Source organism: Pseudomonas sp. RC4D1, from assembly GCF_018390395.1.
GTDB lineage: Bacteria > Pseudomonadota > Gammaproteobacteria > Pseudomonadales > Pseudomonadaceae > Aquipseudomonas > Aquipseudomonas danubii.
The window spans coordinates 1,683,868-1,709,954 of sequence record NZ_JAHBAW010000002.1 but is presented as its reverse complement, the minus strand read 5'-3'; the positions used below and the strand labels follow the sequence as shown (position 1 = coordinate 1,709,954).

Below are 26,087 nucleotides of genomic sequence, written 5' to 3'. Positions count from 1 at the left end.
TGCTAGGGCTCAGGCGTGGAGGCGGACCCAGACGCTGACCAGCAGGGTGGCGGCAATCAACCAGGCCACGGCGGCCACCGCCAGGGAGGCTTCCAGGCGCAGGCGATCGACCATTACATAGAGCGTCGCCAGGTAGACGAAGTAGGGAATGATCGACCACATGCCGAACAGGATGGTGGTCTTCAGGTCATCCAGAGAACGGCCCTTGCCGACGATGTAGTGGGCAATCAGGGCAAAGGTCGGGAACAGCGGCACCAGGCCGGCGATGTAGTAGTTCCGGGTTTTGGCCAGGGCCGCCAGAATCACCACCACCGCCGCGCCCAGGGCGGCCTTCAATAATAGATCCATAAATGTTTGCGCCTTGGGTTAGGCTCTGTACGAAAAGCCTTGATACTCGGTGATGCTGCGTTGAAAACGGTCTCGGAATGCTCATTTACAACCCGTAAACTCCGCTTCCTCGACCGTTTTCGCCTTGCCTGACCTTCGTCTCAAAGCTTTTCGTACAGAGCCTAGTGGCTCAGGCCGTATTTCTTGACCTTGTCGAACAGCGTGGTCTTGGCCATGCCCAGTTCCTGGCTGGCCTGGGTCAGGTTGCCACCGCTGCGCTGCAAGGCATCGTTCAGCAGGTTGCGTTCAAAGGCTTCCACCGCTTCGGCGAAACCCAGGCCCTGGGCGTTGCTGCTGCCGGACTTCTTGAACGCCGGCAGACCGAGGGCAAAGCGCTCGGCGACGTTGCGCAACTCGCGCACGTTGCCCGGCCAGTCGTGGCTCATGAGGGTCGATAGGGTCTGGTTGTCCAGCTCTGGCACGGTGCGGTCGAAACGCAGGGACGACTGCTGCAGGAAGTGTTCGAACAGTTGCAGGATGTCCTCGCGGCGTTCGCGCAGGGGCGGTAGTTCCAGGGTCACCACGTTGAGGCGGTAATACAGGTCGCTGCGAAATGCCTTGGCCCGGCTCAGTTCGTCCAGGTCCGACTTGGTGGCCGCGATCACCCGGCAATCCACGGCCACGCTCTGGTTCGATCCGAGGCGCTCCAGGGTCCGCTCCTGCAATACCCGCAACAGCTTGATCTGCAGATTGATCGGCATGCTTTCCACTTCATCAAGGAACAGCGTGCCTTGGTGGGCGTGCTCGATCTTGCCGATACGGCGCTTGCCGGCGCCGGTGAAGGCGTTGGCCTCATGGCCGAAGATTTCACTTTCGAAGAGGTTTTCCGGCAGGCCGCCGCAGTTCAGGGCGACGAACTGTTGTTGGTGGCGGCGGCTGAAGTCGTGCAGGCAGCGGGCGACCAGTTCCTTGCCGGTACCGGTTTCGCCCTCGATCAGCACGTTGGCCGAAGTGTCGGCGACGTTGGCGATCAGCTCCCGCAGGTTCTGCATGGCCGGCGAGCGGCCGATGATCCGTCCCTCCAGGGAACTGCGTTCGGCCAACTGGCGGCGCAGGGAGGTCACTTCCCGGGCCAGTCCCCGTTGTTCCAGGGCGCGGCGGGCCACGTCCACCAGACGCTCGGGAGAAAAGGGTTTCTCCATGAAGTCGTAGGCGCCTTTCTGCATTGCCCCCACGGCCATGGAAATATCCCCGTGACCGGTGATCAGCACCACCGGCAGGCTGCGATCCCGGGCCTTGAGTTGGGTCAGCAGTTCCAGGCCATCGATGCCCGGCAGGCGGATATCACTGACCACGATGCCGGGAAAGTTCTCCCCGACCTGGGCCAGGGCTTCTTCGGCGCTGCCCACGCCGATGCAGGGAATATCTTCCAGGGCCAGGGCCTGTTGGCAACCCAGCAGGACATGGGGGTCGTCTTCGACGATCAGCACGGTCAGCTCGTTGTTCATATCGGCTCGGCTTGATTGGGGCTTGCCAGGGGCAAGCTGAGGACAAAGGCGGTGCCGCCGCTTGCCGGATGTTCCACCCCCAGGCTGCCGCCGGTGGCGGCGGCGAGGCTGGCGGACAGGGTCAGGCCCAGGCCCAGGCCCTGCTCGCCGGGTTTGGTGGTGAAGAAGGGTTCGAACAGGTGCTTGCGCGCCTCAAGATCGATGCCATGGCCGTTGTCGCGGACCCGCAGGCGATACTTGCCGTCGCCGAGCTCGCCTTCCAGCCACAGCTCCGGCGCCGGTTGGGCCTGCATGGCGTCCAGGGCGTTGCCGATCAGGTTGACCAGGATCTGTTCCAGGCGGGTCTGGTCGATCTGCAGGGTCTGTTCGGTGAAGGCTCGGTGCAGTTGCAGGGGCAAGGGTTCGATGCGCGCGTTGAGGAGTTGCAGGGCGGCGTCCACAGCCTTGTCCAGGCTGGCCTGGCCCTGGTCGTCGCCGCGGCGGGCGAAGGAGCGCAGGCTGGCGGTGATGCGGCCCATGCGGTCGATCAGTTCATTGATGGTCTTGAGGTTGGCGCTGGCGGTGTCCAGGGCGCCGCGCTCAAGAAAGCGCACGGTGTTGCCGGACAAGGTGCGCAGCGCCGCCAGCGGCTGGTTCAACTCGTGGGCGATGCTGGTAGACATCTGGCCGATGGCCGCCAGCTTGCCGGCCTGGACCAGTTCGTCCTGGGCCCGGCGCAGGGTCTCTTCGGCCTGGCGGCGTTCGCGGATCTGCCCCTTGAGGCGCTCGTTGCTGGCCCGCAGGTCGGCGGTGCGTTCGGTGATCCGCCGCTCCAGCTGGCTGTTGGCTTCCTGCAGGGCTTCTCGGGCGGCCAGGCGGGTGGCGATGACCTTGCGCCGTTCATTCCAGGCGATCAGCAGGAAGGCCACCAGGGCAAAGGCCACGGCCACCAGGATGCCCTGGTTGATGGCTTCCCGGCGCAGGTCCTGCAACGGGGTGAGCAGGGTGAAGTTCCACGGGGTGTCGCTCAGCGGCCGGGTCTGGGACAGGTAGCTGATGGCCTTGTCATCGGATACCAGTTCGGTATTGGCGGGAAAGGTCAGCTTCTCCACGCCTTCGGCCAGGCGTTCCCGGGCCAGGGGTTCCAGTTCGTTGAGGGGGAACCAGTAGTACTGCAGGCTGCGGGCCAGGCGTTCCTTGGTGTCGTCGCTGAGCGGGCGGACCGACTTGAGTCGTCGCGCCGGGTCGCTGGAGAGAATGATGATGCCGTTCTCGTCACTGACGAAGGCTTCCAGGCGGGCCCTTTGCCAACGTTCCTCCAGGGCCTCCAGGCGCACTTTGACCACCGCCACGCCAATGATCTTGCCGTGTTCTTCCAGGCCGTGGGCCAGGTAGTAGCCGGGCTCGCCGCTGGTGCTGCCGATGCCGTAGAAACGTCCGGGCTGGCCACGTACGGCGTTCTGGTAGTAGGCGCGGAAGGACAGGTCTTCACCCAGGTAGCTGTCGACATCGCGCCAGTTGCTGGTGGCCAGCACCCGGCCGGTGGTGTCCATGACATAGATGGCCCGGCTGCGGCTGCGCCGATTCAGGCCTTCGAGGTATTGGTTGACGGTTTGCCGGTGCTCCGGCGAGGGATCGGCCAGCAGCCTGGAGACACTGGATTCCAGTTCCAGGAGGCTAGGCAGATAGGTGTATTTGCTGATCTCGCTTTCTACGGCGCGGGCGTGCAGTTCCAGCTGGCGTTCGCCATTTTCACTGAGGCTGCGAATGCCATTGTGTTCGCTGATCCAGAAGCCGACGTAGCCCAGGCCGATCATCAGCAGGATGACCAGGGGCGGCAGGAACAGGTGACGGATCAGGCGGGGTTTCACGGCGAGTGATGGCGGCGCGGCGCGATAGAGAGTGGGGTCGCATTTCATCACAGATGCCTTGGGTCAACCACTGTGCGGTGTCCATAGGAGCCGGCCGGCCGGCAAAGCGGGCGAACCTGGCGATAGGGGAGCCCGGTGCGTCCCCTTCGCCGGCCAGCCGGCTCCTACAGAAGCACAGGTTTAGTGCTGCAGGATCTTCTCGAGGAAGTGCTGGGCACGTTCGGAGCGGGCGCTGATGTCACCGAAGAATTCCTCTTTCTGGCAGTCTTCGATGATCTGGCCCTTGTCCATGAAGATCACCCGGTTCGCCACTTTGCGGGCAAAGCCCATTTCGTGGGTCACGCACATCATGGTCATGCCTTCCTGGGCCAGTTGCACCATCACGTCCAGCACCTCGTTGACCATTTCCGGGTCCAGGGCCGACGTGGGTTCGTCAAACAGCATGACGATCGGGTCCATGGCCAGGGCGCGGGCGATGGCCACACGCTGTTGCTGGCCGCCGGACAGCTGGCCCGGGTGCTTGTGGGCATGGGCGGAGAGGCCGACGCGATCCAGCAGTTGCAGGCCTTTCTTGGTGGCCTCTTCCTTGCTGCGGCCCAGGACCTTGATCTGCGCGATGGTCAGGTTCTCGGTGATGGTCAGGTGCGGGAACAGCTCGAAATGCTGGAACACCATGCCCACGCGAGAACGCAGTTTCGGCAGGTTGGTCTTCGGGTCGGCGATGGAGGTGCCATCGACCACGATGTCGCCCTTCTGGAAGGGTTCCAGGGCGTTGACGCATTTGATCAGGGTGGATTTGCCCGAGCCGGACGGCCCGCAGACCACCACCACCTCACCTTTCTTGACCTCGGTGCTGCAATCAGTCAGCACCTGGAAGTCCCCATACCACTTGTTGATGTTCTTGATAGAGATCATACGGCGAACCTTTTTTGCAGACGCTTGACCAGCAGCGAGGCGGCAAAGCTGATTGTGAAATACACCAGACCGGCAACGATCAGGAATTCATTGGAGCGGCCGATGATGTCGCCGCTGGAACGCGAGGCGTTGAGGAAGTCCACCAGGCCCACGGTGTACACCAGGGAGGTGTCCTGGAACAGGATGATGCTCTGCTGCAGCAGCAGCGGAGTCATCTTGCGGAACGCCTGAGGCAGGATGATCAGGCGCATGGTCTGGCTGTAGCTCATGCCCAGTGCCTGGGCAGCGCCCATCTGGCCCTTGGGAATGGACTGCACGCCGGCACGGACGATTTCGCAGAAGTACGCCGCTTCGAACATCATGAAGGCCACGATGCAGGAGGTGAACGCACCGATCGGGGTGTCTTCGCCGGTGATCCAGCGCAGCACGAACGGCACCGCCAGGTAGAACCAGGTGATCACCAGCAGCAGCGGAATCGAGCGGAAGTAGTTGACGTAGGCACCGGCCAGGTTCGACAGCAGCTTGTTGTGGGACAAGCGCATCAGTGCCAGCAAGGTGCCGAGGATGATCCCGCCCACCACGCCCATGACCATCAGCTTGAGGGTCATCAGCATGCCGTTCCACAGGCCGGGAATGGCCGGGATGATGCCCGAGAAGTCGAATTCCATTATTTACCTCCCACGGAGATCAGGCCGGGGACCGATACTTTTTTCTCGACCAGGCGCATCAGCAGCATCAGGCTCATGTTCAAGGTGAAGTAGATCAGGGTAGCCAGGGTGAAGGCTTCGAACAGGTTGGCCGAGAATTCGGCGGTCTGTTTGGTCTGGGCCAGCAGTTCCATCAAGCCGATCAGTGACGCCACGGAGGAGTTCTTGAAGACGTTGAGGAATTCCGAGGTGAGCGGCGGAATGATGATCCGGTAGGCCTGGGGCAGCAGCACGTTCCAGTAGATCTGCGGCAGCGAGAAGCCCATGGCACGGGCTGCGGATTCCTGGCCACGTGGCAGCGCCTGGATGCCGGTACGCACCTGCTCGCAAACCCGTGCGGCGGTGAACAGGCCCAGGCACACGACAACGCTCAGGTAGGCTGAGGTGGTCGGGTTGAGGTCCTGCTTGTACCACTCCTGGAGGTTGGCCGGCAGCAGATCCGGCACCAGGAAGTACCAGATGAACAGCTGCACCAGCAGCGGCACGTTACGGAAAATCTCCACGTAGACCGTGGCAATGCCCGACACCAGACGGTTCGGTATGGTGCGCATGACGCCCAGGATCGACCCCAGCAGCAGCGCGATTATCCAGGCCACCACGGCGATGGCGATGGTCCAGCCCAAACCGCTGATGAACCAGTCGAGATAGGTCTCGCTGCCCACACCGGTGGACTTGAAGAATACGCCCCAGTCCCAGTTGTAATTCATTAGGGTTACCCCTCAGATCGTTCGATGTACAAGCACCCGCCTGGGGACGTCCGTTCCCGCCTGATCATGACGATCAGGCACACACGAGCGGCTCGACAACCACCGGTTCGAGTGTTTCCAAAAAATGCCAGCAGGTAGTGACAGGCTCCTGAAAGGGCAGGACCCCTTCAGGAGATAAGGTTAGTCAGGAATCAGGACTTCTTGTCGTCAGCCGCTTTGTCGGTCGGGTTGGCGATCAGGGCCTTGAGCTCGTCGCTCATCGGGAACATCAGGTTCAGGCCTTTTGGCGGGATCGGCGATTGGAACCATTTGTCGTAGATCTTGTTGATCTCGCCCGACTTGTAGGTGGCGACGATGGCGTCATCCACGGCTTTCTTGAACGGGGCATCGCCCTTGCGCACCATGCAGCCGTAGATTTCGTAGGACTGAGGAGTGCCGGTCACGGCCCAGTCGGCAGGCTTCTTGGCCTTGGCCATTTCACCGGCCAACAGCGCGTCGTCCATCATGAAGGCCACGGCGCGGCCCGATTCCAGCATCTGGAACGACTCACCGTGGTCCTTGGCGGAGATCACGTTCATGCCCATCTGCTTGTCGGCGTTCATCGCCTTGAGGATGCGCTCGGAAGTGGTGCCAGCGGTGGTCACCACGTTCTTGCCTTTGAGGTCAGCGAAATCTTTGTAGGTCGAGTCCTTTTTGGACAGCAGACGGGTACCGATTTCGAAGATGCCGACGGAGAAGTCGACCTGTTGCTGACGTTCGACGTTGTTGGTGGTGGAACCACACTCGACGTCTACGGTGCCGTTCTGCACCAGTGGGATACGGGTCTGGGAGGTGACCAGGTTGTACTTGACCTTGAGGTCAGGCATGTCGAGGTCTTTCTTGATCGCTTCGACGATTTTCAGCTGGATGTCGTGGGAGTAGCCCACTGGCACGCCGGAAGCGTCAGCGATGTAGGAAAACGGAATGGAAGCGTCGCGATGTCCGAGGGTGATGGTGCCGGATTCTTTGATTTTCTTCAGTGTGCCGGTGAGTTCGGCTGCGAAAACTGGAGTGCTAATCAGAGCGGCAGCGATAGCTGCGCCCAACAGATGGGGAACGATGCGCATCAATATTTCCTCGACATTTGTTTTTTTTATGAAGCCAGTTCGACGGCTCTTTTATACAGCGAATGCCTTGACGGCTCCTGTTGTGTTGGCACGACAGGCATTCGTCGCACAGTGTAGAGCATGAGTCGTGCCAGACCCATTGTTCATGGGCAACGCCTTGATTTTAAAGGCTATTAAATATTTGTTGCGAAGGTTTTTACTGCGGATTATCCGGTTATCCGAATCATTTTCGGTGCTGTGTTCGGAAAACCGAATGCGCATCCGGCACCTGTAGGAGCCGGCGTGCTGGTGAAACGTTCAATGCGTCGCCCACAAAAAAGCCCCTGAACCTTAGGGCGCAGGGGCTTTGTCTATCCGAGCTACTCAGGCGGCCTTGATCTTGCCGCGGTTGTGCTCGACCTTCTGCAAGTAGTCTTCCAGTTGCTGCTGTTGCGCCACGGTGGTGAACAGGCCGAGTTTGCTCCGGCGCCAGAGGATGTCCTGGGCTTTCAGTGCCCATTCCTCCGCGCACAGATAATCCACTTCACGAGTATAGAGGCCGCCACCCAGGTGCTCGCCCAGGTCGCTGAGGCTGTGTACACCCTCCAGCAGGCGCCAGGTGCGGCTGCCATAGGTGCTGGCCCAGCGCTGGGCGATCTGGCTGGGCACCCAGTCGAATTTCTTGCGGATGGCTTCTGCCAGGGCCTGTGGCGTGCTCATGTTCTCGCCGCCGGGCAGGGTGGCTGTGGCAGTCCAGCTGGGCTTGGCCTGCTTGAAGTAAGGCGCCAGTTGCGCCATGGCCGATTCCGCCAGCTTGCGATAGGTGGTCAGCTTGCCGCCGAACACCGAGAGCAGCGGAGCTTCCTCGCCAGTGCCGGAAAGGGCCAGGGTGTAGTCGCGAGTCACCGCCGAAGGGTTGTCGGATTCGTCGTTGCACAGTGGGCGAACCCCGGAGTAGCTGTGCTGGATGTCGCTGCGGCTCAGTTGCTTCTTGAAGTGCGCATTGACCACTTGCAGCAGGTAATCGGTTTCCGCTTCGGTAATCGCCACCTTGGCCGGATCACCGGTGTATTCGCGGTCGGTGGTGCCGATCAGGGTGAACTGATCGAGGTAGGGAATGGTGAAGACGATACGCTGGTCTTCGTTCTGCAGAATGTGTGCGTGCTCGCCTTCGTACAGCTTGGGCACGATCAGGTGGCTGCCCTGGATCAGGCGGATGCCGTAAGGCGACTCCAGTTTCAGGTCATCCTTGATGAACTTGGCGACCCAGGGGCCGGCTGCGTTCACCAGGGCTTTGGCGCTGATGGAGAACAGGCTGCCGTCGGCACGCTCCAGTTCCAGCTGCCACAGGCCCTTGCTGCGCCGGGCGCTGACGCAACGGGTCTGGGTATGCACGTGGGCGCCGTGCTCCCGGGCGGCCATGGCATTGAGCACCACCAGGCGGGCATCGTCGACCCAGCAATCGGAGTATTCGAAGCCTTTGGTGATCTCGGCCTTCAGGGCGCTGTCGGCGCCGAACTTCAGGCTGCGCGAGCCGGCGAGTTTTTCGCGCTTGCCCAGGTGGTCATACAGGAACAGGCCGGCACGAATCATCCAGGCCGGGCGCAGGTGCGGCCGGTGCGGCAGTACAAAGCGCATGGGCTTGACGATGTGCGGGGCCTTGGCCAGCAGCACTTCACGTTCGGCCAGGGCTTCGCGCACTAGGCGAAACTCGTAATGTTCGAGGTAGCGCAGGCCGCCGTGGATCAGCTTGCTGCTGGCCGACGAGGTGTGGCTGGCCAGATCGTCTTTTTCGCAAAGGAACACGGACAGGCCGCGACCTGCCGCATCCGCGGCAATTCCAACACCATTGATCCCACCGCCGATGACGGCGATATCGTAAACCTCGGAGAGAGGGCGCGCGGGCAAGGTAGAAGTGGGCATCGACAGGCCTCGTGTTGCTTTGATATTTGAATTCGAACATTAATGTTCATTTTCGAAAATACTAGCGCATAAAGAAGGGCGTATCCAGCAAGTTTCGATTGAAAAAACTGATCGAAATGCCCTGAAAGGAAAGTTTACGAACATTAACGAGGGGTAACTGTAGTCGCTGCCGCGGGCTTTGACTGTGTGCGAGTGATCGGCCGTGTCGATTCCGAAAACGATGCAGCCCTTGCTGGGCGGCGTTCGGACACAGCCGGATCCGGGAGGGGAGGAGGGGGTCAGACCACTTCGAGGCGGATCTTGTGCTGGTTGAGCAGTTGGGTCAGGGCCGGTACCGGTTGCTGGTCGGTGACCAGGCAATCGATCAGGCTGATGGGACCCAGGCGGATCATGGCATTGCGCCCGAACTTGCTGGAGTCGGCGGCGAGGATCACTTGTCGGGCGTTGGCGATGATCGCCTGAGATACCCGTACTTCCTGATAGTCGAAGTCCAGCAGGCTACCGTCTTCGTCGATACCGCTGATGCCCACCAGGGCGAAATCCACTTTGAACTGATTGATGAAGTCGACGCTGGCCTGGCCGACCACGCCGCCGTCACGGCGCACATTGCCGCCAGTGAGCAGCACATCGAAATCGTCCTTGGCGCTGAGCATCGAGGCCACGTGCAGGTTGTTGGTGATGATCTTCAGGTGGCTGTGGTTGAGCAGGGCGCGGGCGATGGACTCGGTGGTGGTGCCGATGTTGATGAACAACGAGGCGTGATCGGGGATCTGCGCGGCAACGGCTTCACCGATGCGTTGCTTTTCGTCGCGCATCTGATCGGCGCGCATGGCGTAGGCGGTGTTTTCGACGCTGGAATCATAGGCCGCGCCGCCGTGATAGCGGCGCAGCAGATTGGCTTCCGCCAGCTGGTTGATGTCGCGGCGGATGGTTTGCGGGGTAACAACGAACAGCTGGGCCAATTCCTCGATGCTGACGTACCCGCGTTCGCGGACCAGATCGAGGATTTGTTGCTGACGGGGAGGCAGATTCATGGGGCTTCCTTTGGGCTGCCGTGCAAAATTTGCCCATGATGCCGCAGGAATCCCCTCCCGACCAGTTACAAGCGGTTACCAATCCACGGCTTGGCTTATTTGGCCTCGTCGTGGGGTTCCCAGTCGCGGGTGCGGCTCACCGCTTTCTTCCAGCCTGCATACAGGCCTTCTTTTTCCTCTTGCGCCAGCTGTGGTTCGAACTCGCGCTCGATCACCGCTTTGCCTCGCAGCTCTTCCAGGCTGCCCCAGAAACCGCAGGCCAGGCCCGCCAGGTAGGCCGCGCCCAAGGCTGTGGTTTCGCGCATTTGCGGGCGCTCCACCTGAGTGCCGAGAATGTCCGCCTGGAATTGCATGAGGAAGTTGTTGGCCACTGCGCCGCCGTCAACCCGCAGGGCTTTCAGGCGTTCGCCGGAATCCTGCTGCATGGCGTCAAGCACATCGCGGGTCTGATAGGCAATGGACTCCAGGGCGGCGCGGATGATGTGGTCCACGCGTACGCCACGGGTCAGGCCAAATAGCGCGCCGCGGGCGTAGGGGTCCCAGTAGGGAGCGCCCAGACCGGTAAAGGCGGGTACCAGGTACACGCCGTTGCTGTCCTTGACCTTGCCGGCGAAGTATTCGGTGTCATGGGCGTCGTTGATGATTTTCAGTTCATCGCGCAGCCACTGCACAGTGGAGCCGCCGTTGAACACGGCGCCTTCCAGGGCATAGGCCACTTCGCCGCGGGGGCCACAGGCGATGGTGGTGAGCATGCCGTGCTGGGACTTCACCGCCTTGTCGCCGGTGTTCATCAGCAGGAAGCAACCCGTGCCGTAGGTGTTCTTGGCCTGGCCCGGCTCGACGCACATCTGGCCAAACAATGCGGCTTGCTGGTCGCCAGCGATACCGCCGATGGCGATGCCACTCTTGGTACGGCCGTAGATTTCCGACGAGGACTTCACTTCCGGGAGCATCTCCCGCGGGATGTCCAGCACCTCCAGCATCTTCGCGTCCCACTCCAGAGTGTGGATGTTGAAGAGCATGGTGCGCGAGGCGTTGGTGTAGTCGGTGACGTGGGTCTTGCCGCCAGTGAATTTCCAGATCAGCCAGCTGTCGATGGTGCCGAACAGCAGTTCGCCGCTACGGGCGCGCTCACGGCTGCCTTCGACATTGTCGAGGATCCACTTGAGCTTGGTGCCGGAGAAGTAGGGGTCGGTGACCAGGCCGGTGGTGTCGCGGATGTAGTCTTCCAGGCCGTCGCGCTTGAGCTGCTGGCAGATCTCGGTGCTGCGGCGGCACTGCCAGACGATGGCGTTGTAGATCGGGCGGCCGGTGGTCTTGTCCCAGACCACTGTGGTTTCACGCTGGTTGGTGATGCCGATGGCCGCTACCTGATCGTGATGCAGGCCGGCTTGTGCCAGGGCCTCCACCATCACCGCGCTCTGGGTGGCGAAGATTTCCATCGGGTCATGTTCGACCCAGCCGGCCTGAGGGTAATGCTGGGCGAATTCACGCTGGGCAGTGCAGACCACGTTGGCATCGCGGTCGAAAATGATCGCCCGGGAGCTGGTCGTACCCTGATCAAGGGCAATGATGTAGTTCTTATTCTGAATGTCGGTCATGTCGATTGCCTTGGACGAAATAAGGGAGTGAGAACAGGCGCGTGATCGATTTGGGCAGGATCATGCGCCGCGAGAATCAAGAAACTTTGACTTTGCCCTCTATGGCCGGTTCGGCCTCGGAGGCGGCAACAGCGCTGGGCAGATGCCGGGCAATCAGCCCGCGATAGGCCGCAGCACCGAGGCAGGCCCCCAGAATCGGGGCAAAGATCGGTACCAGGAAATACGGAATGTCACGGCCGCCGGTGAAGGAGATTTCACCCCAGCCAGTCATGAACGTCATCAGTTTAGGGCCGAAGTCCCGTGCCGGGTTCATGGCGAAGCCGGTCAGGGGACCCATTGCGCTGCCGATCACGGCAATCAGCAGGCCGATCAGCAGCGGCGCCATCGGGCCGCGAGGCAGGCCGTTGTTGTCATCGGTCAGGGACATGATCACCCCCATGAGAATCGCTGTGATCACCACTTCCACCAGGAACGCCTGGGCAGTGGACAGTGCCGGGTTGGGGAAGGTGGAGAACACCGAGGCCAGTTCCAGGCTGGCCTGGGAGCCACGGATCATTTGGTGGGATTGTTCGAAATCGAAGAATAGGTTGCTGTACAGCGTGTAAACCAACAGCGCCGCGCAGAAGGCGCCGGCGACCTGGGCCAGGATATAGAACGGCAGTTTGCGTTTATCAAAGTCGGCGAACAGCCACAGAGCGATACTCACGGCCGGATTCAGGTGCGCGCCGGAGACCCCGGCAGTCAGGTAGATCGCCATGCTCACGCCGATCCCCCAGATGATGCTGATTTCCCACAGACCGAAGCTGGCGCCCGCGACCTTGAGCGCGGCGACACAGCCGGTGCCGAAGAAGATCAATAGCGCAGTACCCAGGAACTCGGCCATGCATTGGCCCGATAGCGACGGTTGTTGCAGAGCAGTTGTCATTGTGAACCTCGATTTTTGTTGTTGTCTGGCGCTGCTGCAAAAGGCATGGAGCGCGACTTCCAACGAAGACGGAATCCCCATTCCGGCCTCGTCTTGCTACTGGGTGCAACCTTGGATCTACCGCAGGATATTCAGAAACGAAAAAATATAGACAAGAAACACCGCTGTCAAAGGTCGAAAGTGAACGACTGGTCATTTTATAGATATCAATCAGATGAATGATCCTGGGTGGCAGTCTCGGGAGTGACAGAGAACGTTGTGCTGGCAGCTCTCATGGGGCGTTATCAAGGCTTGGAATAGAGCCTTTTGCTGATGAATGGCCTAAAATTCGCCCGCTCGGTTTTGCCTTTTCGTCCCCCTTGGAGCTGCCATGACCCCTGCACTGGACCTGCTGAAAAAAGTTCGCGCCGAACATCGCATCCACAGTTACGAACATGACCCCAAGGCAGCGTCCTACGGCCTGGAGGCGGCGGAGAAGCTCAATCTCGATCCGGCGCAAGTGTTCAAGACCCTGCTGGCCAGCAGTGAAAAGGGCGAATTGCTGGTGGCGGTGGTGCCGGTCGTCGGAAGTCTTGATCTGAAGGCCCTGGCCCATGCTGCGGGGGTGAAGAAGGCTGAGATGGCTGATCCGGCCGCTGCCCAACGTGCCACCGGTTATCTGCTGGGGGGCATCAGTCCGCTGGGGCAGAAAAAACGACTGCGGACCTTTATCGACAACAGTGCCCAGCCGTTGGCCAGTATTTTCGTCAGTGCCGGTCGCCGTGGCCTGGAGGTGGAGTTGGCGGCGGCCGTGCTGGCCGAGCACACCCAGGCGAAGTTCGCCGACATCGGTCGCTCTTGAGCCCAGGCGTCGGCAGCGGCCCGGGCTGCTGCTGTATGCCGGAAAATCTTCCCTTCTGTGTCTGTCGGGTTCCTTGTTCCGGGCCTCATGCTGGCGGCCGACTATCCAAGGAGCACAGTTATGCCGCTTGAGTTCCAGCAGATCGATGCCTTCAGTGATCGCCCCTTCGCCGGCAATCCGGCCATGGTTTACCGGCTTGAGGCGTGGCTTGACGAGGCGCTGATGCAGCAGATCGCCGCCGAGCACAACCTGGCGGAAACCGCTTTTGTGGTGCGCGAGGCGCAAGGCTGGCGAATCCGCTGGTTTACTCCGACCACTGAAGTACCCCTGTGCGGGCATGCCACCCTGGCCAGTGCTTATGTGTTGTTCGAGGTCTACGACGAGCCGACGCAACGCATCGATTTTCAGAGCCGTTCCGGGCCCTTGAGTGTGACCCGCGAAGACGGGCTGCTATGGCTTGATTTCCCTTTGCGCAGCCCCAGCAGCCAGGCTGGGCTGGAAGACGTGGCGCAGATACTGGGTGCTCGAGTCATCGAGCTGCTGGGCGCCAATGAGCTGTTGGCGGTGCTGGAGTCGGAGCAGGCGGTGCGCGATTGCCAGCCGGATATGGCGGCGTTGGCGAAGCTGCCCTGGCCTGGAGTGATTGTCACGGCGCGTGGAGACCGGCATGACTTTGTCTCGCGGTATTTTGCCCCGGCCATTGGCATCGACGAGGACCCGGTGACCGGTTCGACCCATTGCTGCCTGACGCCTTACTGGGCACGGCAATTGGATAAACAGCAGTTGAGCGCTTATCAGTGTTCGGCGCGAGGTGGAGCCTTGTTCTGTCGGTTGGAGGGAGAGCGGGTGAAGATCGGTGGCCATGCGCGGCTGATTGCCAGCGGACATTTGCACCTGGAATGACTGTGCCCGGTGTTTCGCCGTCAAGCCGGCTCCTACAGTTCGTTGCGATCTTGTAGGGGCCGGTTGGCCAGGGGAAGCGTTATCAGTGCGCGCTGCTGTAGCGGCGTACCCCTGATTCACTGTGTGGAATCTGCGCGGCGGTGCTGCCCGAGGCTTGGAATAGCACCAGGTGTTCTGCGGCGACCCGAATCCCCACATCCGCTCCAACCTGATGATCGGCATGGCTGGGGAAGATCGACTCCAGCAGGCTGCCAGTCGGCAGTTGCAGGCGATACAGGGTCGAGGCACCGAGAAAGGTCTTGCCGACGATCCGCGCTTTCAGAGTGCTGTCCGGCGCATAGACGATATCGTCGGGGCGCAGCAGTACGTCCACCGCTCCACCGGACGGCCAGGTGTAGGCCCGGTTGCCCTGCAGCACACCCAGTTCGGTTTGCACCGATTCCGGGCTGCTCAACTGGCCACGAATGAAGTAGCCCTGGCCAATGAAACTGGCGACAAAGGGCGTCTGCGGCTCGTGATAGAGGTTGTAGGGGGTATCCCACTGTTCCAGGCGGCCTTCCTTGAACACCCCGACCTGATCGCTCACGGCAAAGGCTTCTTCCTGGTCGTGGGTGACCAGGATGGCACTGGTACCCCGAGCCTTGAGGATGTCACGCACCTCATGGCTGAGCTTGCGGCGCAATTCGCCATCGAGATTGGAGAAGGGCTCGTCCAGCAGCAGCAGTTGGGGTTCCGGTGCCAGGGCGCGGGCCAGAGCCACCCGTTGTTGTTGGCCGCCAGACAGTTCGTGGGGGAAGCGCTGACCGAGGTTCTTCAGGTTGACCAGTTCCAGCAATTCAGCGACCACCCGATCTTTCTGTGGGTGCTTGCGAATGCCGAAGGCAATGTTGTCCGCCACGCACAGATGTGGGAACAGGGCGTAGTCCTGGAACACCATGCCGATCCGGCGTTTCTCCGGCGCCAGGGTGAAGCCGGCGCTGGAGATGGTTTCGCCGGCCAACTGGATCTCGCCCTCGTGTACGGGCTCGAATCCGGCGATGGCCCGCAGGGTGGTGGTCTTGCCGCAGCCGGATGAACCCAGCAGGCAACCGATATCACCGGCATTGAGGTGCAGATTGAGGTTCTGCACCACCCGTTGGTCCTGATAGCCGCATGCCAGATTGCGCAGGTTGAGCAGTAATGGCTGGCTCATGCGTGGTGGTACGCCGGTTCGACAAGAAACTCGAGCAGGGCCTTTTGCGCATGGAGACGGTTTTCCGCCTGGTCCCAAGCCACCGAACGTGGGTCGTCCAGCAGGTCGAGGCTGATTTCCTCGCCGCGGTGGGCGGGCAGGCAATGCATGAACAGTACGTCCGGCGCGGCCAGGTCGAGCAGGGCGCGGTTTACCTGGAATGGCGCGAACAGCTTGAGGCGCTTGGCGGTTTCCTCTTCCTGGCCCATGGAGGTCCAGACGTCGGTGCTCACCAGGTGGGCGCCGGTTACCGCTTCGCGAGGATCGCGGACGATGGTCACGCGATCGCCGGCCAGAGCGACAAACTCGGGGTTGGGTTCGTAGCCTTCAGGGCAAGCGACGCGCAGTTGGAAATCGAACTGCATGGCCGCTTCTATATAGCTGTTGCACATGTTGTTGCCATCGCCGATCCAGGCCACGGTCTTGCCTTGGATCGAACCGCGATGTTCAAGGAAAGTCTGCATGTCCGCCAACAGTTGGCAGGGGTGCAGGTCATCGGACAGGCCGTTGATCACCGGTACCCGGGAGTTGGCCGCAAATTCGGTCAGGGTGCTATGGGCAAAGGTACGGATCATCACTGCGTCGAGCATGCGCGACATGACGATGGCGCAGTCGCCGATGGGCTCGCCGCGTCCCAGTTGGGTATCCCGTGGCGAAAGGAAGATGGCCTGGCCGCCCAGTTGGATCATGCCGGCTTCGAAAGACAGTCGGGTACGGGTCGACGACTTCTCGAAAATCATGCCGAGCACACGATTTTTCAAGGGCTCGAAGAGTACGCCGCGGTTACGCAGGTCCTTCAGCTCGATGCCTCGACGAATCACACTGACCAGCTCTTCGGGCGTGCAATCCATCAGGGAGAGAAAGTGCCTTGCGCTCATCATTAACTACCTTTTTGCAACGGACCGCAGATTCTCAAAGCCTTGTTTAATCGAACAACGGGCTGGACCTGCGGCGAAAGCCGCACGGGGCGACGAAATAGGGGAAGGCGCGATCTTATAATTAAATGTCGCGTCTTACCAATAGTGCTACGGCGATTACGGGCAAGAGAGGTCAGGACGCGATTGCGCTGACGCTTTTGAGACCAGTTTCCAGACAGCAGCCAGGCATTTGTACACTGCCCTGGCGCGCCTTGGCAATCCAGCGGGGCGCCGGCTGTTCGCTTGCAGTCGTTTTCTGACCTGTGGGCCGAGATCGCTGCCATGGGCATGCCAGGGGGGGGCAGTCTGAAACATTTCCTAATGCAAAGTACTGCGGTTACCAAGGCGAATCTGCGGCCGGGATAGATGCGCGATGGAATCCAAGGAGCAGCAACTGATGGCGCTTTTGGGGGAGGGCACGGCCCGGACGCTCACTGACATGACCGCCTCAGTGACAGCCCTTTTTTGAATTGCTGCTCAATTGCTGCCGATGGCCTGCCGCGCTTGGCGCCGAACTGACAGCACTGATCATGGCTGGGGCTGATGGCCCTGAATTCATGGGGCGAACGTCGCTGGTGTCAGCAGCGGTCAGCCGCCATAGTTTTTGCTTCCAGCGGCCCCCTATGGGTTGCCTTCAAACAATAGAGACTGGCCATGACCAAGACTCTCCATCACCGTGCCTGCCACTTGTGCGAAGCGATCTGCGGCCTGACCCTGGAAGTCACCGAGGAAGAGGGTGGCGCTCCGCGCATTACCTCGATCAAGGGGGACGCTCAGGACAGCTTCAGTCGCGGCCACATCTGCCCCAAGGCTGTGGCCCTGCAGGATATTCAGAATGACCCCGATCGCCTGCGTCAGCCGGTGCGGCGCGTGGGCAATGAATGGCAGCCGATCGAGTGGGACGAGGCTTTCGCCCTGGTAGCCGAAAGGCTGGCGAGCATCCAGCAGCGTCATGGCAATAATGCGGTGGCGGTCTATCAGGGCAACCCCAGCGTTCACAACTACGGGCTGATGACTCACAGCAACTACTTCCTTGGCCAGCTCAAGACCCGTAACCGTTTCTCGGCCACGTCGGTCGACCAGTTGCCCCAGCACCTGACCAGCTACCTGATGTATGGCCACGGTCTGCTGCTGCCGATTCCGGACATCGACCACACCGACTTCATGCTGATCCTCGGCGGCAATCCCTTGGCGTCCAACGGCAGCATCATGACGGTGCCGGACGTGGAAAAGCGTTTGAGGGCAATCCAGGCTCGTGGTGGCAAGGTGGTTGTGGTCGATCCTCGGCGCAGTGAAACGGCGGCCATGGCCGATCAGCATCTGTTCATCCGTCCTGGAGGCGATGTGGCCTTGCTGTTTGGCCTGTTGAACACGATTTTTGAGGAAGGGCTGATTCGCGACAGTCATCTGCAAGTCGATGGATTGGCAGAGGTGCGCCAGGCGATTTCCCGCTTCACCGCAGAGGCCATGAGCCCGCTGTGTGCGATTGCGGCGCCGCAGATTCGGCAGTTGGCCCGGGAGTTCGCCTCGGCGGAGCGAGCGGTCTGTTATGGACGCATGGGGGTTTCGACCCAAGCCTTCGGTACGTTGTGCCATTGGTTGCTGCAACTGCTCAATCTGATCACCGGCAACCTTGACCGGGTAGGTGGGGCCCTGTGTACCGAGCCGGCGGTGGATCTGGTAGCGGCGACTTCGGGGGGGCATTTCAACCTTTGGCAGAGTCGGGTTTCCGGGCTTCCGGAGTATGGCGGCGAGCTGCCTGTATCGGCCCTGGCCGAAGAGATGCTCACTGAGGGCGAGGGGCAGGTTCGGGCATTGATCACCGTGGCAGGCAACCCGGTGTTGTCCACACCCAATGGCCGGCAGTTGGAGCAAGCACTGGACGGGTTGGAGTTCATGCTCAGCATCGACTTGTACATCAATGAGACGACCCGTTATGCCGACTTGATCCTGCCGTCCACCTCGGCTCTGGAGAACGATCACTACGACACCACGTTCAATCTCCTTGCAGTGCGCAACGTCAGTCGCTTCAACCGGGCGATCCTGCCCAAGCCTGCGGGTGCGCTGCACGACTGGGAGATCTTTGTCGGCCTGGCCAAAGCGTTTGCCGCGAAAACCGAACAACCGCTGAAGCCGACCATCCCCCCTGCGCAGATGATTGACATGGGGTTGCGAGCCGGTGCCTACGGCGATGCATCGCCGCTCAAACTGTCCTTGGCAACACTGGACCAGTATCCCCACGGTATTGATCTGGGGGCGCTGCAGCCGAATCTGGCGGCACGCTTGAAAACCGAGAATCGGCGGATTCAGGCGGCGCCAGCGCCAATCATGGCGGATCTGGCGCGATTTGCCGCGTTGAGCGTGCCGCCGTTGGATGAGTTGCTGCTGATTGGTCGTCGCCATGTACGCAGTAACAACTCGTGGATGCACAACTATCACCGCCTGGTGAAGGGCAAGCCCCGTCACCAGTTGCTGATGCACCCGGATGACCTGGCCAGTCGCGGGCTGAATGACGGTCAGCGGGTGAGAATCAGCTCTCGGGTTGGTGCGGTGGAGGTAGAGGTGCTGGCCAGCACTGAAATGATGCCGGGGGTGGTGAGCTTGCCTCATGGTTGGGGGCACGGGCGCCCAGGGGTGCAACTGAGCATTGCCATGGCGCAGCCCGGTTGCAGCGCCAATGATCTGACCGATGAGCGTCAGCTTGATGCGTTGTCTGGGAATGCGGCGTTGAACGGGGTGCCAGTCAAGGTGGAAGCGGCCTGAGATGTCTGTCGGAGAGGCCGAGCAGGGCGCTCAGGTTTCCGTTACAATGCGCCACCGTGCCGACAACAGCGTCGGAAAGTTCAGCCGAGGTGTTCCATGGATATCATCGAAACTATTAAAGAGCAGATTGCCAACAACACCATTCTGCTTTACATGAAAGGCTCGCCGAATGCCCCGCAGTGTGGCTTCTCCGCGAAAGCCGCCCAGGCCGTAATGGGCTGTGGTGAGAAGTTCGCTTATGTGGACATCCTGCAGAACCCGGAAATTCGCGCCAACCTGCCTAAGTACGCCAACTGGCCGACCTTCCCACAGCTGTGGGTGGCAGGTGAGCTGGTCGGTGGTAGCGACATCATGGCTGAGATGTTTGCCAACGGTGAATTGCAGACTCTGATCAAGGACGCAGCCGAAAAAGCCGCGGCCAAGACTGAAGCCTGACGCGAATATATCCGCGTAATAAAAAGCCCCGCCTCTCTTTCGAGGGCGGGGCTTTTTATTGCGTGAGTATTACGAGTTAAGTTACTCGTCACCCATTTGCGATTGCAGATAGTTCTCGATGCCGACTTTATCGATCAGGCCCAATTGGGTTTCCAGCCAGTCGATGTGTTCTTCTTCGGATTCAAGAATATCTTCCAGCAGTTCACGGCTGCCGAAGTCGCTCACCGACTCACAATGGGCGATGGCTGCCTTGAGGTCTGCATGGCCGGTGCGTTCGATACGCAGGTCGCACTCGAGCATTTCCTTGGTGTGTTCGCCGATGTGCAGCTTGCCCAGGTCCTGAACGTTCGGCAGGCCTTCGAGGAAGAGAATGCGCTTGATTAGCTTGTCCGCATGCTTCATCTCGTCGATGGACTCGTGGTACTCGTGCTTGCCCAGCTTGTTCAGGCCCCAATCTTCATACATGCGTGCATGCAAGAAGTACTGATTGATCGCGACCAGTTCATTGGCAAGGATTTTATTGAGATGCTGGATGACTGTAATGTCGCCTTTCATGATGGGGTCCTGCCCTTTAATTAGTGGAATAAGGACAGAGTCTGAGCCGCGCAAACATTACTGTCAAACCTAAGTTATTGAATAATATATGAAAATTAATCGGAATAAGAATGTTTGTGTTCCGCGTTTTGACCCTAAGCGATTGAATTACAGGCATAAAAAAACCGGACGCTAGGTCCGGTTGTTTAAAACAGTGCTATTTATCCGAGAAATCAGGCGACATTAAATTCCACTGGATAGGAAATTGCTGCCTGGCTGCTCTGCAGTTCGGTCAGGGTCTCGCGGACCACTTGCTTGGCCAGGCATGCGCATTTACCACATTGGCTGGCGACGCCGGTTGCCTGACGCACATCGCGGTAGCTGCAGCAACCTTCATAGATGGCTTCGCGAATTTGTCCGTCGGTGACACCGGTGCAGAGGCAGACATACATAGGATGAGAACCGTCGCTGGTTAGGGCTCAATTGCGATGGATCTTAATGTTAACGAGAATGATTGTCAAAGTGGTTTCGGCGACCTTTGTTGCAGTTTCCTACCAGGGTGACGAACGGTTTTGTTCGCGATAGTGACAGATGATTCGCATTTTTCGCCTTGTGAGCCGGGCTGATGAAAAACCGTTAAGGACAGCTCAAAGACGCGGTGTATGATGGCCGGTCCTTGCGAAGCGGGGTCAGGTCACGGAGCTGTCGCATCCGCGTGGCAGACTCAAGGCCAATCCCCTTCTTCATTACTACGTCCACACCAGGAGATATCCAATGAGCGTACTCGTAGGCAAACAAGCCCCTGACTTCACCGTACCGGCCGTTCTCGGCAATGGCGAAATCGTTGACAGCTTCACCCTGTCCTCGGCCATCAAAGGCAAATACGGCCTGGTGTTCTTCTATCCACTGGACTTCACCTTCGTTTGCCCGTCCGAGCTGATCGCCCTGGACCACCGCATGGCTGACTTCAAGGCACGTAACGTGGAAGTGATCGCTGTTTCGATCGACTCGCACTTCACCCACAACGCCTGGCGTAACACCCCGATCAATGCCGGTGGCATCGGTCAGGTTCAATACATCATGGCGGCTGACATGAAGCACGACATCGCCAAGGCCTACGACGTTGAGTCCGAAGGCGGCGTGGCTTTCCGTGGCGCGTTCCTGATCGACGACAAAGGCGTTGTTCGTTCGCAGATCGTCAACGACCTGCCACTGGGCCGTAACATGGAAGAGCTGATCCGTCTGGTTGACGCTCTGCAATTCCACGAAGAGCACGGCGAAGTCTGCCCTGCCAACTGGAAAAAAGGTGACAAAGGCATGACCGCTTCGCCAGAAGGCGTTGCTGCTTACCTGAGCGAGAACGCTGGCAAGCTGTAAGCCAGGCGTCACGCATAAAAAAAAACCGGCCTCAGGGCCGGTTTTTTTATGCAGGCAATTCAACCCGACGAAGAATTGATCAGTCGTCGAAATCCTGCCAGCCGCCCATTTGTTTCCAGCGGTTGACGATGCCGCAGAACAGCTCGGCAGTCTTCTCGGTGTCGTAGCGGGCCGAGTGAGCCTCGCGACCGTCGAAGTCGATATCCGCGCTCTGACAGGCCTTGGCCAAAACGGTCTGTCCATAAGCCAGGCCAGCCAGGGTGGCGGTGTCGAAGCTGGAGAACGGGTGGAACGGATTGCGCTTCATATCCAGGCGCGCCACAGCGGCGTTGAGGAAGCCCAGGTCGAAACTGCTGTTGTGGCCGACCAGGATGGCGCGTTTGCAACCATTGGCTTTCAGCGCCTTGCGCACCCCACGGAAAATATCGGTCAGTGCAGTTTCCTCGCTGACGGCCATGCGCAGCGGGTGGTCGAGCTTGATCCCGGTGAACTCCAGGGCCGCGGCTTCGATGTTCGCGCCTTCAAAAGGCTCGACCCGGAAGAAATAGGTGTGTTCCGGGAACACGAAGCCTTTTTCATCCATGCCGATAGTGGTGGCGGCAATCTCCAGCAGGGCGTCGGTGGCCGAGTTGAAGCCGCCGGTTTCAACGTCGACGACTACCGGCAGGTAACCGCGAAAACGAGCTGCCATCGGGTGTCGAGGGCCGCCGCCGTTACCTTCTTGTTCGTCGTCGAAATGGTCGTCACTCACGAGTGATCCTCCAGCAGGCGCCAGCGCAGTTTTTCACCGGCGCGCAGCGGAATGACAGTCAGCTCACCGAACGGCAGGCTGGCGGGGGCGGTCCATTCTTCACGAACCAGGGTGATGCGATCGGTGTTGGTCGGCAGGCCGTAGAAGCGCGGGCCGTTGAGGCTGGCAAAGGCTTCCAGTTTGTCCAGGGCATTGCGCTGTTCGAACGCTTCAGCGTACAGCTCGATCGCGGCATAGGCGCTGTAGCAGCCGGCGCAACCGCAAGCGGCTTCCTTGGCGTGCTGGGCATGAGGCGCCGAGTCGGTGCCGAGGAAGAACTTCTCGCTGCCACTGGTGGCCGCATCCAGCAGAGCTTCCTGGTGGGTGTTGCGCTTGAGAATCGGCAGGCAATAGAAGTGCGGGCGAATACCGCCCACCAGCATGTGGTTGCGGTTGTACAGCAGGTGGTGCGCGGTGATGGTTGCGCCGACGTTGGCCGAAGCCTCCTTGACGAACTGCACGGCTTCACCGGTGGTGATGTGTTCGAACACCACTTTCAGACTGGGGAAGCGCTCGACCACGCGACGCATATGCTCGTCGATGAAGATTTTCTCGCGGTCGAAGACGTCGACGTCGCCGCGGGTCACTTCACCGTGAATCAGCAGCGGCAGGCCAACTTCGGCCATCGCTTCGAGCACCGGGAAGATCTTGTCGATGCTGGTCACGCCCGAGTCCGAGTTGGTGGTCGCGCCGGCCGGGTACAGCTTGGCGGCGTGCACGAAACCGCTGGCCTTGGCTGCGCGGATCTCGTCCGGCTGGGTGCGGTCGGTCAGGTAGAGCACCATCAGCGGCTCGAAGCGGCTGCCGGCCGGGCGCGCAGCTAGAATACGCTGGCGATAGGCGTCGGCTTCCGCGGCGTTGCGCACCGGAGGTACCAGGTTGGGCATGATGATGGCGCGGCCAAAGGTGCGCGCGACATCTGCGACTGTATTGGGCAACACGGCACCATCGCGAAGATGAATATGCCAGTCGTCGGGACGCAGCAGGGTCAGGCGGTCGGACATTGGAGGTTCCAGGCGGGTAAAACTCGGGGGGAATGCTACCGGAAAAGACTCTTCCAGGCACTCGCTATCAAGTTTTGCGACGAGCAACCGATATCCCGAAGGTATGGCGTATTAACGCCTGTCGATTTTTCTGTTGTACACGTCAGTGGAGCCTCCCGTGCGCCAGCGTTATCTAGCCTTGCTCAGTGTGTTTGCCAGCCTGCCCGCGATGGCTCTCACTTTCCAGACCCGTCTGGAGAGCATTGAGTGGACGGTCGAAGGTGACAAATTCGAGTGCCGCTTGATCCAGCCCGTCACCGATTTCGGTTCCGGCGAATTCGTTCGCCGCGCCGGTGAGCAGGCGATTTTTCGCCTCAAGAGTTTCAACCCGATGCAGGCAGGTGGCTCGGCGACGCTGCTTGCGGCCGCGGCGCCCTGGCAGCCGGGGCGTGGCGACATCAACCTCGGGGCGGTCAAGGCCGGCACGGATGGGGTGCTGTACAACAGCAATCAGATGCAGGCCGGTCGCCTGATCATCGGTTTGCTGGAGGGGCGTAGTCCGGTGGTCCGGCATTTTTCCCGCGAGGGTGGGGTTTCCGAGGTGCGCCTGCTTCCGGTGAAATTCAGCAAGGCCTACAGCGACTATCAAAGCTGCATGACCAAACTGCTGCCGATGAACTACGAACAGGTGAAACAGGGCGAGATCGGGTTCCCGGGCGGCGGTATCGAACTCGATGCTCGAGCCAAGGCGAAGTTGCAGGTGATGGTGGACTTCATCAAGGCCGATCCGACGGTCAATCACGTCGAACTGGATGGCCACTCTGACAACAGCGGCAATCGCTTGACCAACCGCGACCTGTCCCGCCGCCGGGCCTTGGCGGTGATGGAGTTCTTCAAGGCCAACGGTTTGTCGGAAAACCAGATTGTGGTGCGCTTCCATGGTGAGCGTTATCCCCTGGCTCCCAACACCAATCCTGCCAACCGAGCGAAGAATCGCCGGGTCAATGTGCATCTGGAACGGGTCGCCCCCACCGAAAAACCGGCTCCGGCGCCTCAGGCCACCTCCGGTTCCAGCGCTGCGGCGACTTCCTGATACGGCTGTCGTCGTCGCGCGCTCGACATAATCTGTCGCTTGGTCGTCATAAGCTGTCGCGCCTCTGTAAATTATCCTCGTGGATCGGTAGACTCGACGGCTTTCCGTACAACCCCGTGGAGTGATGGCATGGCGGACGTAAACAAGGTCGTTCTGGCGTATTCGGGCGGCCTGGACACTTCGGTGATCCTCAAGTGGCTGCAGGATACTTACAACTGTGAAGTAGTGACTTTCACTGCTGACCTGGGCCAAGGCGAAGAGGTCGAGCCGGCCCGCGCCAAGGCGCAAGCCATGGGCGTCAAAGAGATCTACATCGACGATCTGCGCGAAGAGTTCGTGCGTGATTTCGTTTTCCCGATGTTCCGCGCCAACACCGTCTACGAAGGCGAGTACCTGCTGGGTACTTCCATCGCTCGTCCGTTGATCGCCAAGCGTTTGATCGAAATCGCCAACGAGACTGGCGCGGATGCCATTTCCCATGGCGCCACCGGCAAGGGCAACGATCAGGTGCGTTTCGAGCTGGGCGCCTATGCCCTCAAGCCAGGGGTCAAAGTGATCGCCCCTTGGCGTGAGTGGGACCTGCTGTCCCGCGAGAAACTGATGGACTACGCCGAGAAGCACGGTATCCCGATCGAGCGTCACGGCAAGAAGAAGTCGCCGTACTCGATGGATGCCAACCTGCTGCACATTTCCTATGAAGGCGGCGTGCTGGAAGACACCTGGACCGAGCACGAAGAAGACATGTGGCGCTGGACCGTCTCCCCGGAGAAGGCTCCTGACACCCCGCAATACCTGGAGCTGACCTACCGCAACGGTGACATCGTCGCCATCGACGGCGTGGAAATGACTCCGGCTACCGTGCTGGCGACCCTGAACCGCATCGGTGGTGAACACGGCATCGGTCGTCTGGACATCGTCGAGAACCGTTACGTGGGCATGAAGTCCCGTGGCTGCTACGAGACCCCGGGTGGCACCATCATGCTGCGCGCCCACCGCGCCATCGAGTCCATTACCCTGGACCGCGAAGTGGCTCACCTCAAAGACGAGTTGATGCCCAAGTACGCCAGCCTGATCTACACCGGCTACTGGTGGAGCCCTGAGCGTCTGATGCTGCAACAGATGATCGACGCCTCCCAGGCCCACGTGAACGGTGTAGTGCGCCTGAAGCTGTACAAGGGCAACGTGATCGTTACCGGTCGCAAGTCCGATGAGTCGCTGTTCGACGCCAACATCGCCACCTTCGAAGAAGACGGTGGTGCTTACAACCAGGCGGACGCAGCAGGCTTTATCAAGCTCAACGCATTGCGCATGCGCATCGCTGCAAACAAGGGCCGGACCCTGGTCTGATACCTTGAGTTGCTAAAAGAACCCCGCGATAAGCGGGGTTTTTTTTGCTTCTGATTAATGGTGCCTACGGGCAGAGGCTGAGTAGGGCAGTTGATTGAACGAAGAAGTGCTATTGAGTGCAGTTTGTTAATCACCCTCCCGCTGCTGAAAGTGCTGCCTGATGATGTGGCTTTTAGTACGAAAAGTAGCTGCTCTAGCGATTAATCTTAAGCGCTTTTCCAGTTAAGTGACCTTTATCTAAATTTTTTTGTAAGGTAAATCGGTATTGTTTGTAAGGATCGTCCTCGTAGG

Annotated in this window: 24 protein-coding genes; 7 read left to right on the top strand and 17 right to left on the bottom strand. The window is 60.1% G+C overall.

Annotated features, from left to right (window positions below; translation table 11 throughout):
• Positions 1 to 9 precede the first annotated feature (9 nt).
• From KHO49_RS23425 to KHO49_RS23375, 11 genes are all read right to left on the bottom strand, one after another.
• Positions 10 to 348 carry a GlpM family protein gene (locus tag KHO49_RS23425; RefSeq protein ID WP_102860467.1) on the bottom strand — a complete coding sequence of 113 codons (339 nt, stop codon included), beginning with the start codon at positions 346 to 348 and terminating at the stop codon, positions 10 to 12.
• Positions 349 to 509: 161 nt separating this feature from the next.
• Positions 510 to 1,835: a two-component response regulator AauR gene (aauR, locus tag KHO49_RS23420; protein WP_102880756.1), complete on the bottom strand. Its 1,326-nt coding sequence runs from the start codon at positions 1,833 to 1,835 to the stop codon at positions 510 to 512.
• Positions 1,832 to 3,733 carry a two-component sensor histidine kinase AauS gene (aauS, locus tag KHO49_RS23415; protein ID WP_213665882.1) on the bottom strand — a complete coding sequence of 634 codons (1,902 nt, stop codon included), beginning with the start codon at positions 3,731 to 3,733 and terminating at the stop codon, positions 1,832 to 1,834. The genes aauR and aauS overlap by 4 nt, the downstream gene beginning before the upstream one ends.
• A gap of 132 nt (positions 3,734 to 3,865) precedes the next feature.
• Positions 3,866 to 4,600, bottom strand: coding sequence for an amino acid ABC transporter ATP-binding protein (locus tag KHO49_RS23410; RefSeq protein ID WP_102860470.1), 735 nt, complete (start codon positions 4,598 to 4,600; stop codon positions 3,866 to 3,868).
• Positions 4,597 to 5,268: an amino acid ABC transporter permease gene (locus tag KHO49_RS23405; protein ID WP_102880754.1), complete on the bottom strand. Its 672-nt coding sequence runs from the start codon at positions 5,266 to 5,268 to the stop codon at positions 4,597 to 4,599. The genes KHO49_RS23410 and KHO49_RS23405 overlap by 4 nt, the downstream gene beginning before the upstream one ends.
• The gene (locus tag KHO49_RS23400; protein ID WP_102860471.1) at positions 5,268 to 6,014 is read right to left on the bottom strand and encodes an amino acid ABC transporter permease; all 747 of its coding nucleotides are present in this window, start codon (positions 6,012 to 6,014) and stop codon (positions 5,268 to 5,270) included. Before KHO49_RS23400 ends, KHO49_RS23405 begins: the two co-directional genes overlap by 1 nt.
• A 191-nt stretch (positions 6,015 to 6,205) precedes the next feature.
• The gene (locus KHO49_RS23395) at positions 6,206 to 7,120 is read right to left on the bottom strand and encodes a glutamate/aspartate ABC transporter substrate-binding protein (protein WP_102860472.1); all 915 of its coding nucleotides are present in this window, start codon (positions 7,118 to 7,120) and stop codon (positions 6,206 to 6,208) included.
• Between the two features lie 363 nt (positions 7,121 to 7,483).
• Positions 7,484 to 9,022, bottom strand: coding sequence for a glycerol-3-phosphate dehydrogenase (glpD, locus tag KHO49_RS23390; protein WP_110594910.1), 1,539 nt, complete (start codon positions 9,020 to 9,022; stop codon positions 7,484 to 7,486).
• 278 nt (positions 9,023 to 9,300) lie between these two features.
• On the bottom strand, positions 9,301 to 10,056 hold the full coding sequence (locus tag KHO49_RS23385) for a DeoR/GlpR family transcriptional regulator (protein WP_011063123.1): 756 nt from the start codon (positions 10,054 to 10,056) through the stop codon (positions 9,301 to 9,303).
• A gap of 95 nt (positions 10,057 to 10,151) precedes the next feature.
• Entirely contained in the window at positions 10,152 to 11,657 is a 1,506-nt protein-coding gene (gene glpK / locus KHO49_RS23380) for a glycerol kinase GlpK (RefSeq protein ID WP_102860474.1), read from the bottom strand.
• A 76-nt stretch (positions 11,658 to 11,733) separates the two neighbouring features.
• Positions 11,734 to 12,582 carry an MIP/aquaporin family protein gene (locus KHO49_RS23375; protein WP_102860475.1) on the bottom strand — a complete coding sequence of 283 codons (849 nt, stop codon included), beginning with the start codon at positions 12,580 to 12,582 and terminating at the stop codon, positions 11,734 to 11,736.
• 370 nt (positions 12,583 to 12,952) lie between these two features.
• Here KHO49_RS23375 and ybaK point away from each other — a divergent pair, with 370 nt between their 5' ends.
• Together ybaK and KHO49_RS23365 are read left to right on the top strand one after the other, a co-directional pair.
• A complete protein-coding gene (gene ybaK / locus KHO49_RS23370) occupies positions 12,953 to 13,423 on the top strand; it encodes a Cys-tRNA(Pro) deacylase (RefSeq protein ID WP_102860476.1) in 471 nt (156 codons plus the stop codon).
• 120 nt (positions 13,424 to 13,543) lie between these two features.
• Positions 13,544 to 14,326, top strand: coding sequence for a PhzF family phenazine biosynthesis protein (locus KHO49_RS23365; RefSeq protein ID WP_213665881.1), 783 nt, complete (start codon positions 13,544 to 13,546; stop codon positions 14,324 to 14,326).
• A gap of 82 nt (positions 14,327 to 14,408) precedes the next feature.
• Here KHO49_RS23365 and KHO49_RS23360 read toward each other — a convergent pair whose 3' ends face one another.
• On the bottom strand, positions 14,409 to 15,518 hold the full coding sequence (locus KHO49_RS23360; protein ID WP_102880750.1) for an ABC transporter ATP-binding protein: 1,110 nt from the start codon (positions 15,516 to 15,518) through the stop codon (positions 14,409 to 14,411).
• A complete protein-coding gene (argF, locus tag KHO49_RS23355) occupies positions 15,515 to 16,435 on the bottom strand; it encodes an ornithine carbamoyltransferase (RefSeq protein ID WP_102860479.1) in 921 nt (306 codons plus the stop codon). Before argF ends, KHO49_RS23360 begins: the two co-directional genes overlap by 4 nt.
• Positions 16,436 to 17,128: 693 nt before the next feature.
• Here argF and KHO49_RS23350 point away from each other — a divergent pair.
• Together KHO49_RS23350 and grxD are read left to right on the top strand one after the other, a co-directional pair.
• On the top strand, positions 17,129 to 19,237 hold the full coding sequence (locus tag KHO49_RS23350) for a molybdopterin oxidoreductase family protein (RefSeq protein WP_213665880.1): 2,109 nt from the start codon (positions 17,129 to 17,131) through the stop codon (positions 19,235 to 19,237).
• Between the two features lie 96 nt (positions 19,238 to 19,333).
• Positions 19,334 to 19,672, top strand: a complete 339-nt coding sequence (gene grxD, locus KHO49_RS23345; RefSeq protein WP_075121425.1) for a Grx4 family monothiol glutaredoxin — start codon at positions 19,334 to 19,336, stop codon at positions 19,670 to 19,672.
• An 81-nt stretch (positions 19,673 to 19,753) separates the two neighbouring features.
• Here the strand turns inward: grxD and bfr are convergent, their stop codons facing one another.
• Both bfr and KHO49_RS23335 read right to left on the bottom strand, forming a co-directional pair.
• Positions 19,754 to 20,227, bottom strand: a complete 474-nt coding sequence (gene bfr / locus KHO49_RS23340; RefSeq protein WP_025129649.1) for a bacterioferritin — start codon at positions 20,225 to 20,227, stop codon at positions 19,754 to 19,756.
• Between the two features lie 212 nt (positions 20,228 to 20,439).
• A complete protein-coding gene (locus tag KHO49_RS23335; protein WP_213665879.1) occupies positions 20,440 to 20,658 on the bottom strand; it encodes a bacterioferritin-associated ferredoxin in 219 nt (72 codons plus the stop codon).
• 322 nt (positions 20,659 to 20,980) lie between these two features.
• Between KHO49_RS23335 and KHO49_RS23330 the strand changes: the two genes are divergently transcribed.
• A complete protein-coding gene (locus KHO49_RS23330) occupies positions 20,981 to 21,583 on the top strand; it encodes a peroxiredoxin (RefSeq protein WP_007922432.1) in 603 nt (200 codons plus the stop codon).
• A gap of 79 nt (positions 21,584 to 21,662) precedes the next feature.
• Here the strand turns inward: KHO49_RS23330 and rnt are convergent, their stop codons facing one another.
• Positions 21,663 to 22,334 carry a ribonuclease T gene (gene rnt, locus KHO49_RS23325; RefSeq protein WP_102860482.1) on the bottom strand — a complete coding sequence of 224 codons (672 nt, stop codon included), beginning with the start codon at positions 22,332 to 22,334 and terminating at the stop codon, positions 21,663 to 21,665.
• Entirely contained in the window at positions 22,331 to 23,377 is a 1,047-nt protein-coding gene (pyrC, locus tag KHO49_RS23320) for a dihydroorotase (protein WP_110651376.1), read from the bottom strand. The genes rnt and pyrC overlap by 4 nt, the downstream gene beginning before the upstream one ends.
• Before the next feature lie 157 nt (positions 23,378 to 23,534).
• Here pyrC and KHO49_RS23315 point away from each other — a divergent pair, with 157 nt between their 5' ends.
• Positions 23,535 to 24,449: a flagellar protein MotY gene (locus tag KHO49_RS23315; RefSeq protein ID WP_213665878.1), complete on the top strand. Its 915-nt coding sequence runs from the start codon at positions 23,535 to 23,537 to the stop codon at positions 24,447 to 24,449.
• Positions 24,450 to 24,578: 129 nt separating this feature from the next.
• Entirely contained in the window at positions 24,579 to 25,796 is a 1,218-nt protein-coding gene (locus KHO49_RS23310) for an argininosuccinate synthase (RefSeq protein ID WP_102880745.1), read from the top strand.
• Positions 25,797 to 26,087 lie beyond the last annotated feature (291 nt).

What these genes read in the sequence shown, in the direction of transcription:
- KHO49_RS23330 (WP_007922432.1), top strand. Translation starts at nt 20,981, where the DNA reads ATGAGCGTACTCGTAGGCAAACAAGCCCCTGACTTCACCGTACCGGCC.
- grxD (WP_075121425.1), top strand. Translation starts at nt 19,334, where the DNA reads ATGGATATCATCGAAACTATTAAAGAGCAGATTGCCAACAACACCATT.
- KHO49_RS23385 (WP_011063123.1), bottom strand. Translation starts at nt 10,056, where the DNA reads ATGAATCTGCCTCCCCGTCAGCAACAAATCCTCGATCTGGTCCGCGAA.
- aauS (WP_213665882.1), bottom strand. Translation starts at nt 3,733, where the DNA reads ATGAAATGCGACCCCACTCTCTATCGCGCCGCGCCGCCATCACTCGCC.
- KHO49_RS23395 (WP_102860472.1), bottom strand. Translation starts at nt 7,120, where the DNA reads ATGCGCATCGTTCCCCATCTGTTGGGCGCAGCTATCGCTGCCGCTCTG.
- bfr (WP_025129649.1), bottom strand. Translation starts at nt 20,227, where the DNA reads ATGAAAGGCGACATTACAGTCATCCAGCATCTCAATAAAATCCTTGCC.
- KHO49_RS23375 (WP_102860475.1), bottom strand. Translation starts at nt 12,582, where the DNA reads ATGACAACTGCTCTGCAACAACCGTCGCTATCGGGCCAATGCATGGCC.
- KHO49_RS23365 (WP_213665881.1), top strand. Translation starts at nt 13,544, where the DNA reads ATGCCGCTTGAGTTCCAGCAGATCGATGCCTTCAGTGATCGCCCCTTC.
- KHO49_RS23425 (WP_102860467.1), bottom strand. Translation starts at nt 348, where the DNA reads ATGGATCTATTATTGAAGGCCGCCCTGGGCGCGGCGGTGGTGGTGATT.
- KHO49_RS23405 (WP_102880754.1), bottom strand. Translation starts at nt 5,268, where the DNA reads ATGGAATTCGACTTCTCGGGCATCATCCCGGCCATTCCCGGCCTGTGG.
- ybaK (WP_102860476.1), top strand. Translation starts at nt 12,953, where the DNA reads ATGACCCCTGCACTGGACCTGCTGAAAAAAGTTCGCGCCGAACATCGC.
- KHO49_RS23350 (WP_213665880.1), top strand. Translation starts at nt 17,129, where the DNA reads ATGACCAAGACTCTCCATCACCGTGCCTGCCACTTGTGCGAAGCGATC.
- aauR (WP_102880756.1), bottom strand. Translation starts at nt 1,835, where the DNA reads ATGAACAACGAGCTGACCGTGCTGATCGTCGAAGACGACCCCCATGTC.
- glpK (WP_102860474.1), bottom strand. Translation starts at nt 11,657, where the DNA reads ATGACCGACATTCAGAATAAGAACTACATCATTGCCCTTGATCAGGGT.
- KHO49_RS23335 (WP_213665879.1), bottom strand. Translation starts at nt 20,658, where the DNA reads ATGTATGTCTGCCTCTGCACCGGTGTCACCGACGGACAAATTCGCGAA.
- KHO49_RS23400 (WP_102860471.1), bottom strand. Translation starts at nt 6,014, where the DNA reads ATGAATTACAACTGGGACTGGGGCGTATTCTTCAAGTCCACCGGTGTG.
- glpD (WP_110594910.1), bottom strand. Translation starts at nt 9,022, where the DNA reads ATGCCCACTTCTACCTTGCCCGCGCGCCCTCTCTCCGAGGTTTACGAT.
- argF (WP_102860479.1), bottom strand. Translation starts at nt 16,435, where the DNA reads ATGAGCGCAAGGCACTTTCTCTCCCTGATGGATTGCACGCCCGAAGAG.
- KHO49_RS23410 (WP_102860470.1), bottom strand. Translation starts at nt 4,600, where the DNA reads ATGATCTCTATCAAGAACATCAACAAGTGGTATGGGGACTTCCAGGTG.
- KHO49_RS23360 (WP_102880750.1), bottom strand. Translation starts at nt 15,518, where the DNA reads ATGAGCCAGCCATTACTGCTCAACCTGCGCAATCTGGCATGCGGCTAT.
- pyrC (WP_110651376.1), bottom strand. Translation starts at nt 23,377, where the DNA reads ATGTCCGACCGCCTGACCCTGCTGCGTCCCGACGACTGGCATATTCAT.
- KHO49_RS23310 (WP_102880745.1), top strand. Translation starts at nt 24,579, where the DNA reads ATGGCGGACGTAAACAAGGTCGTTCTGGCGTATTCGGGCGGCCTGGAC.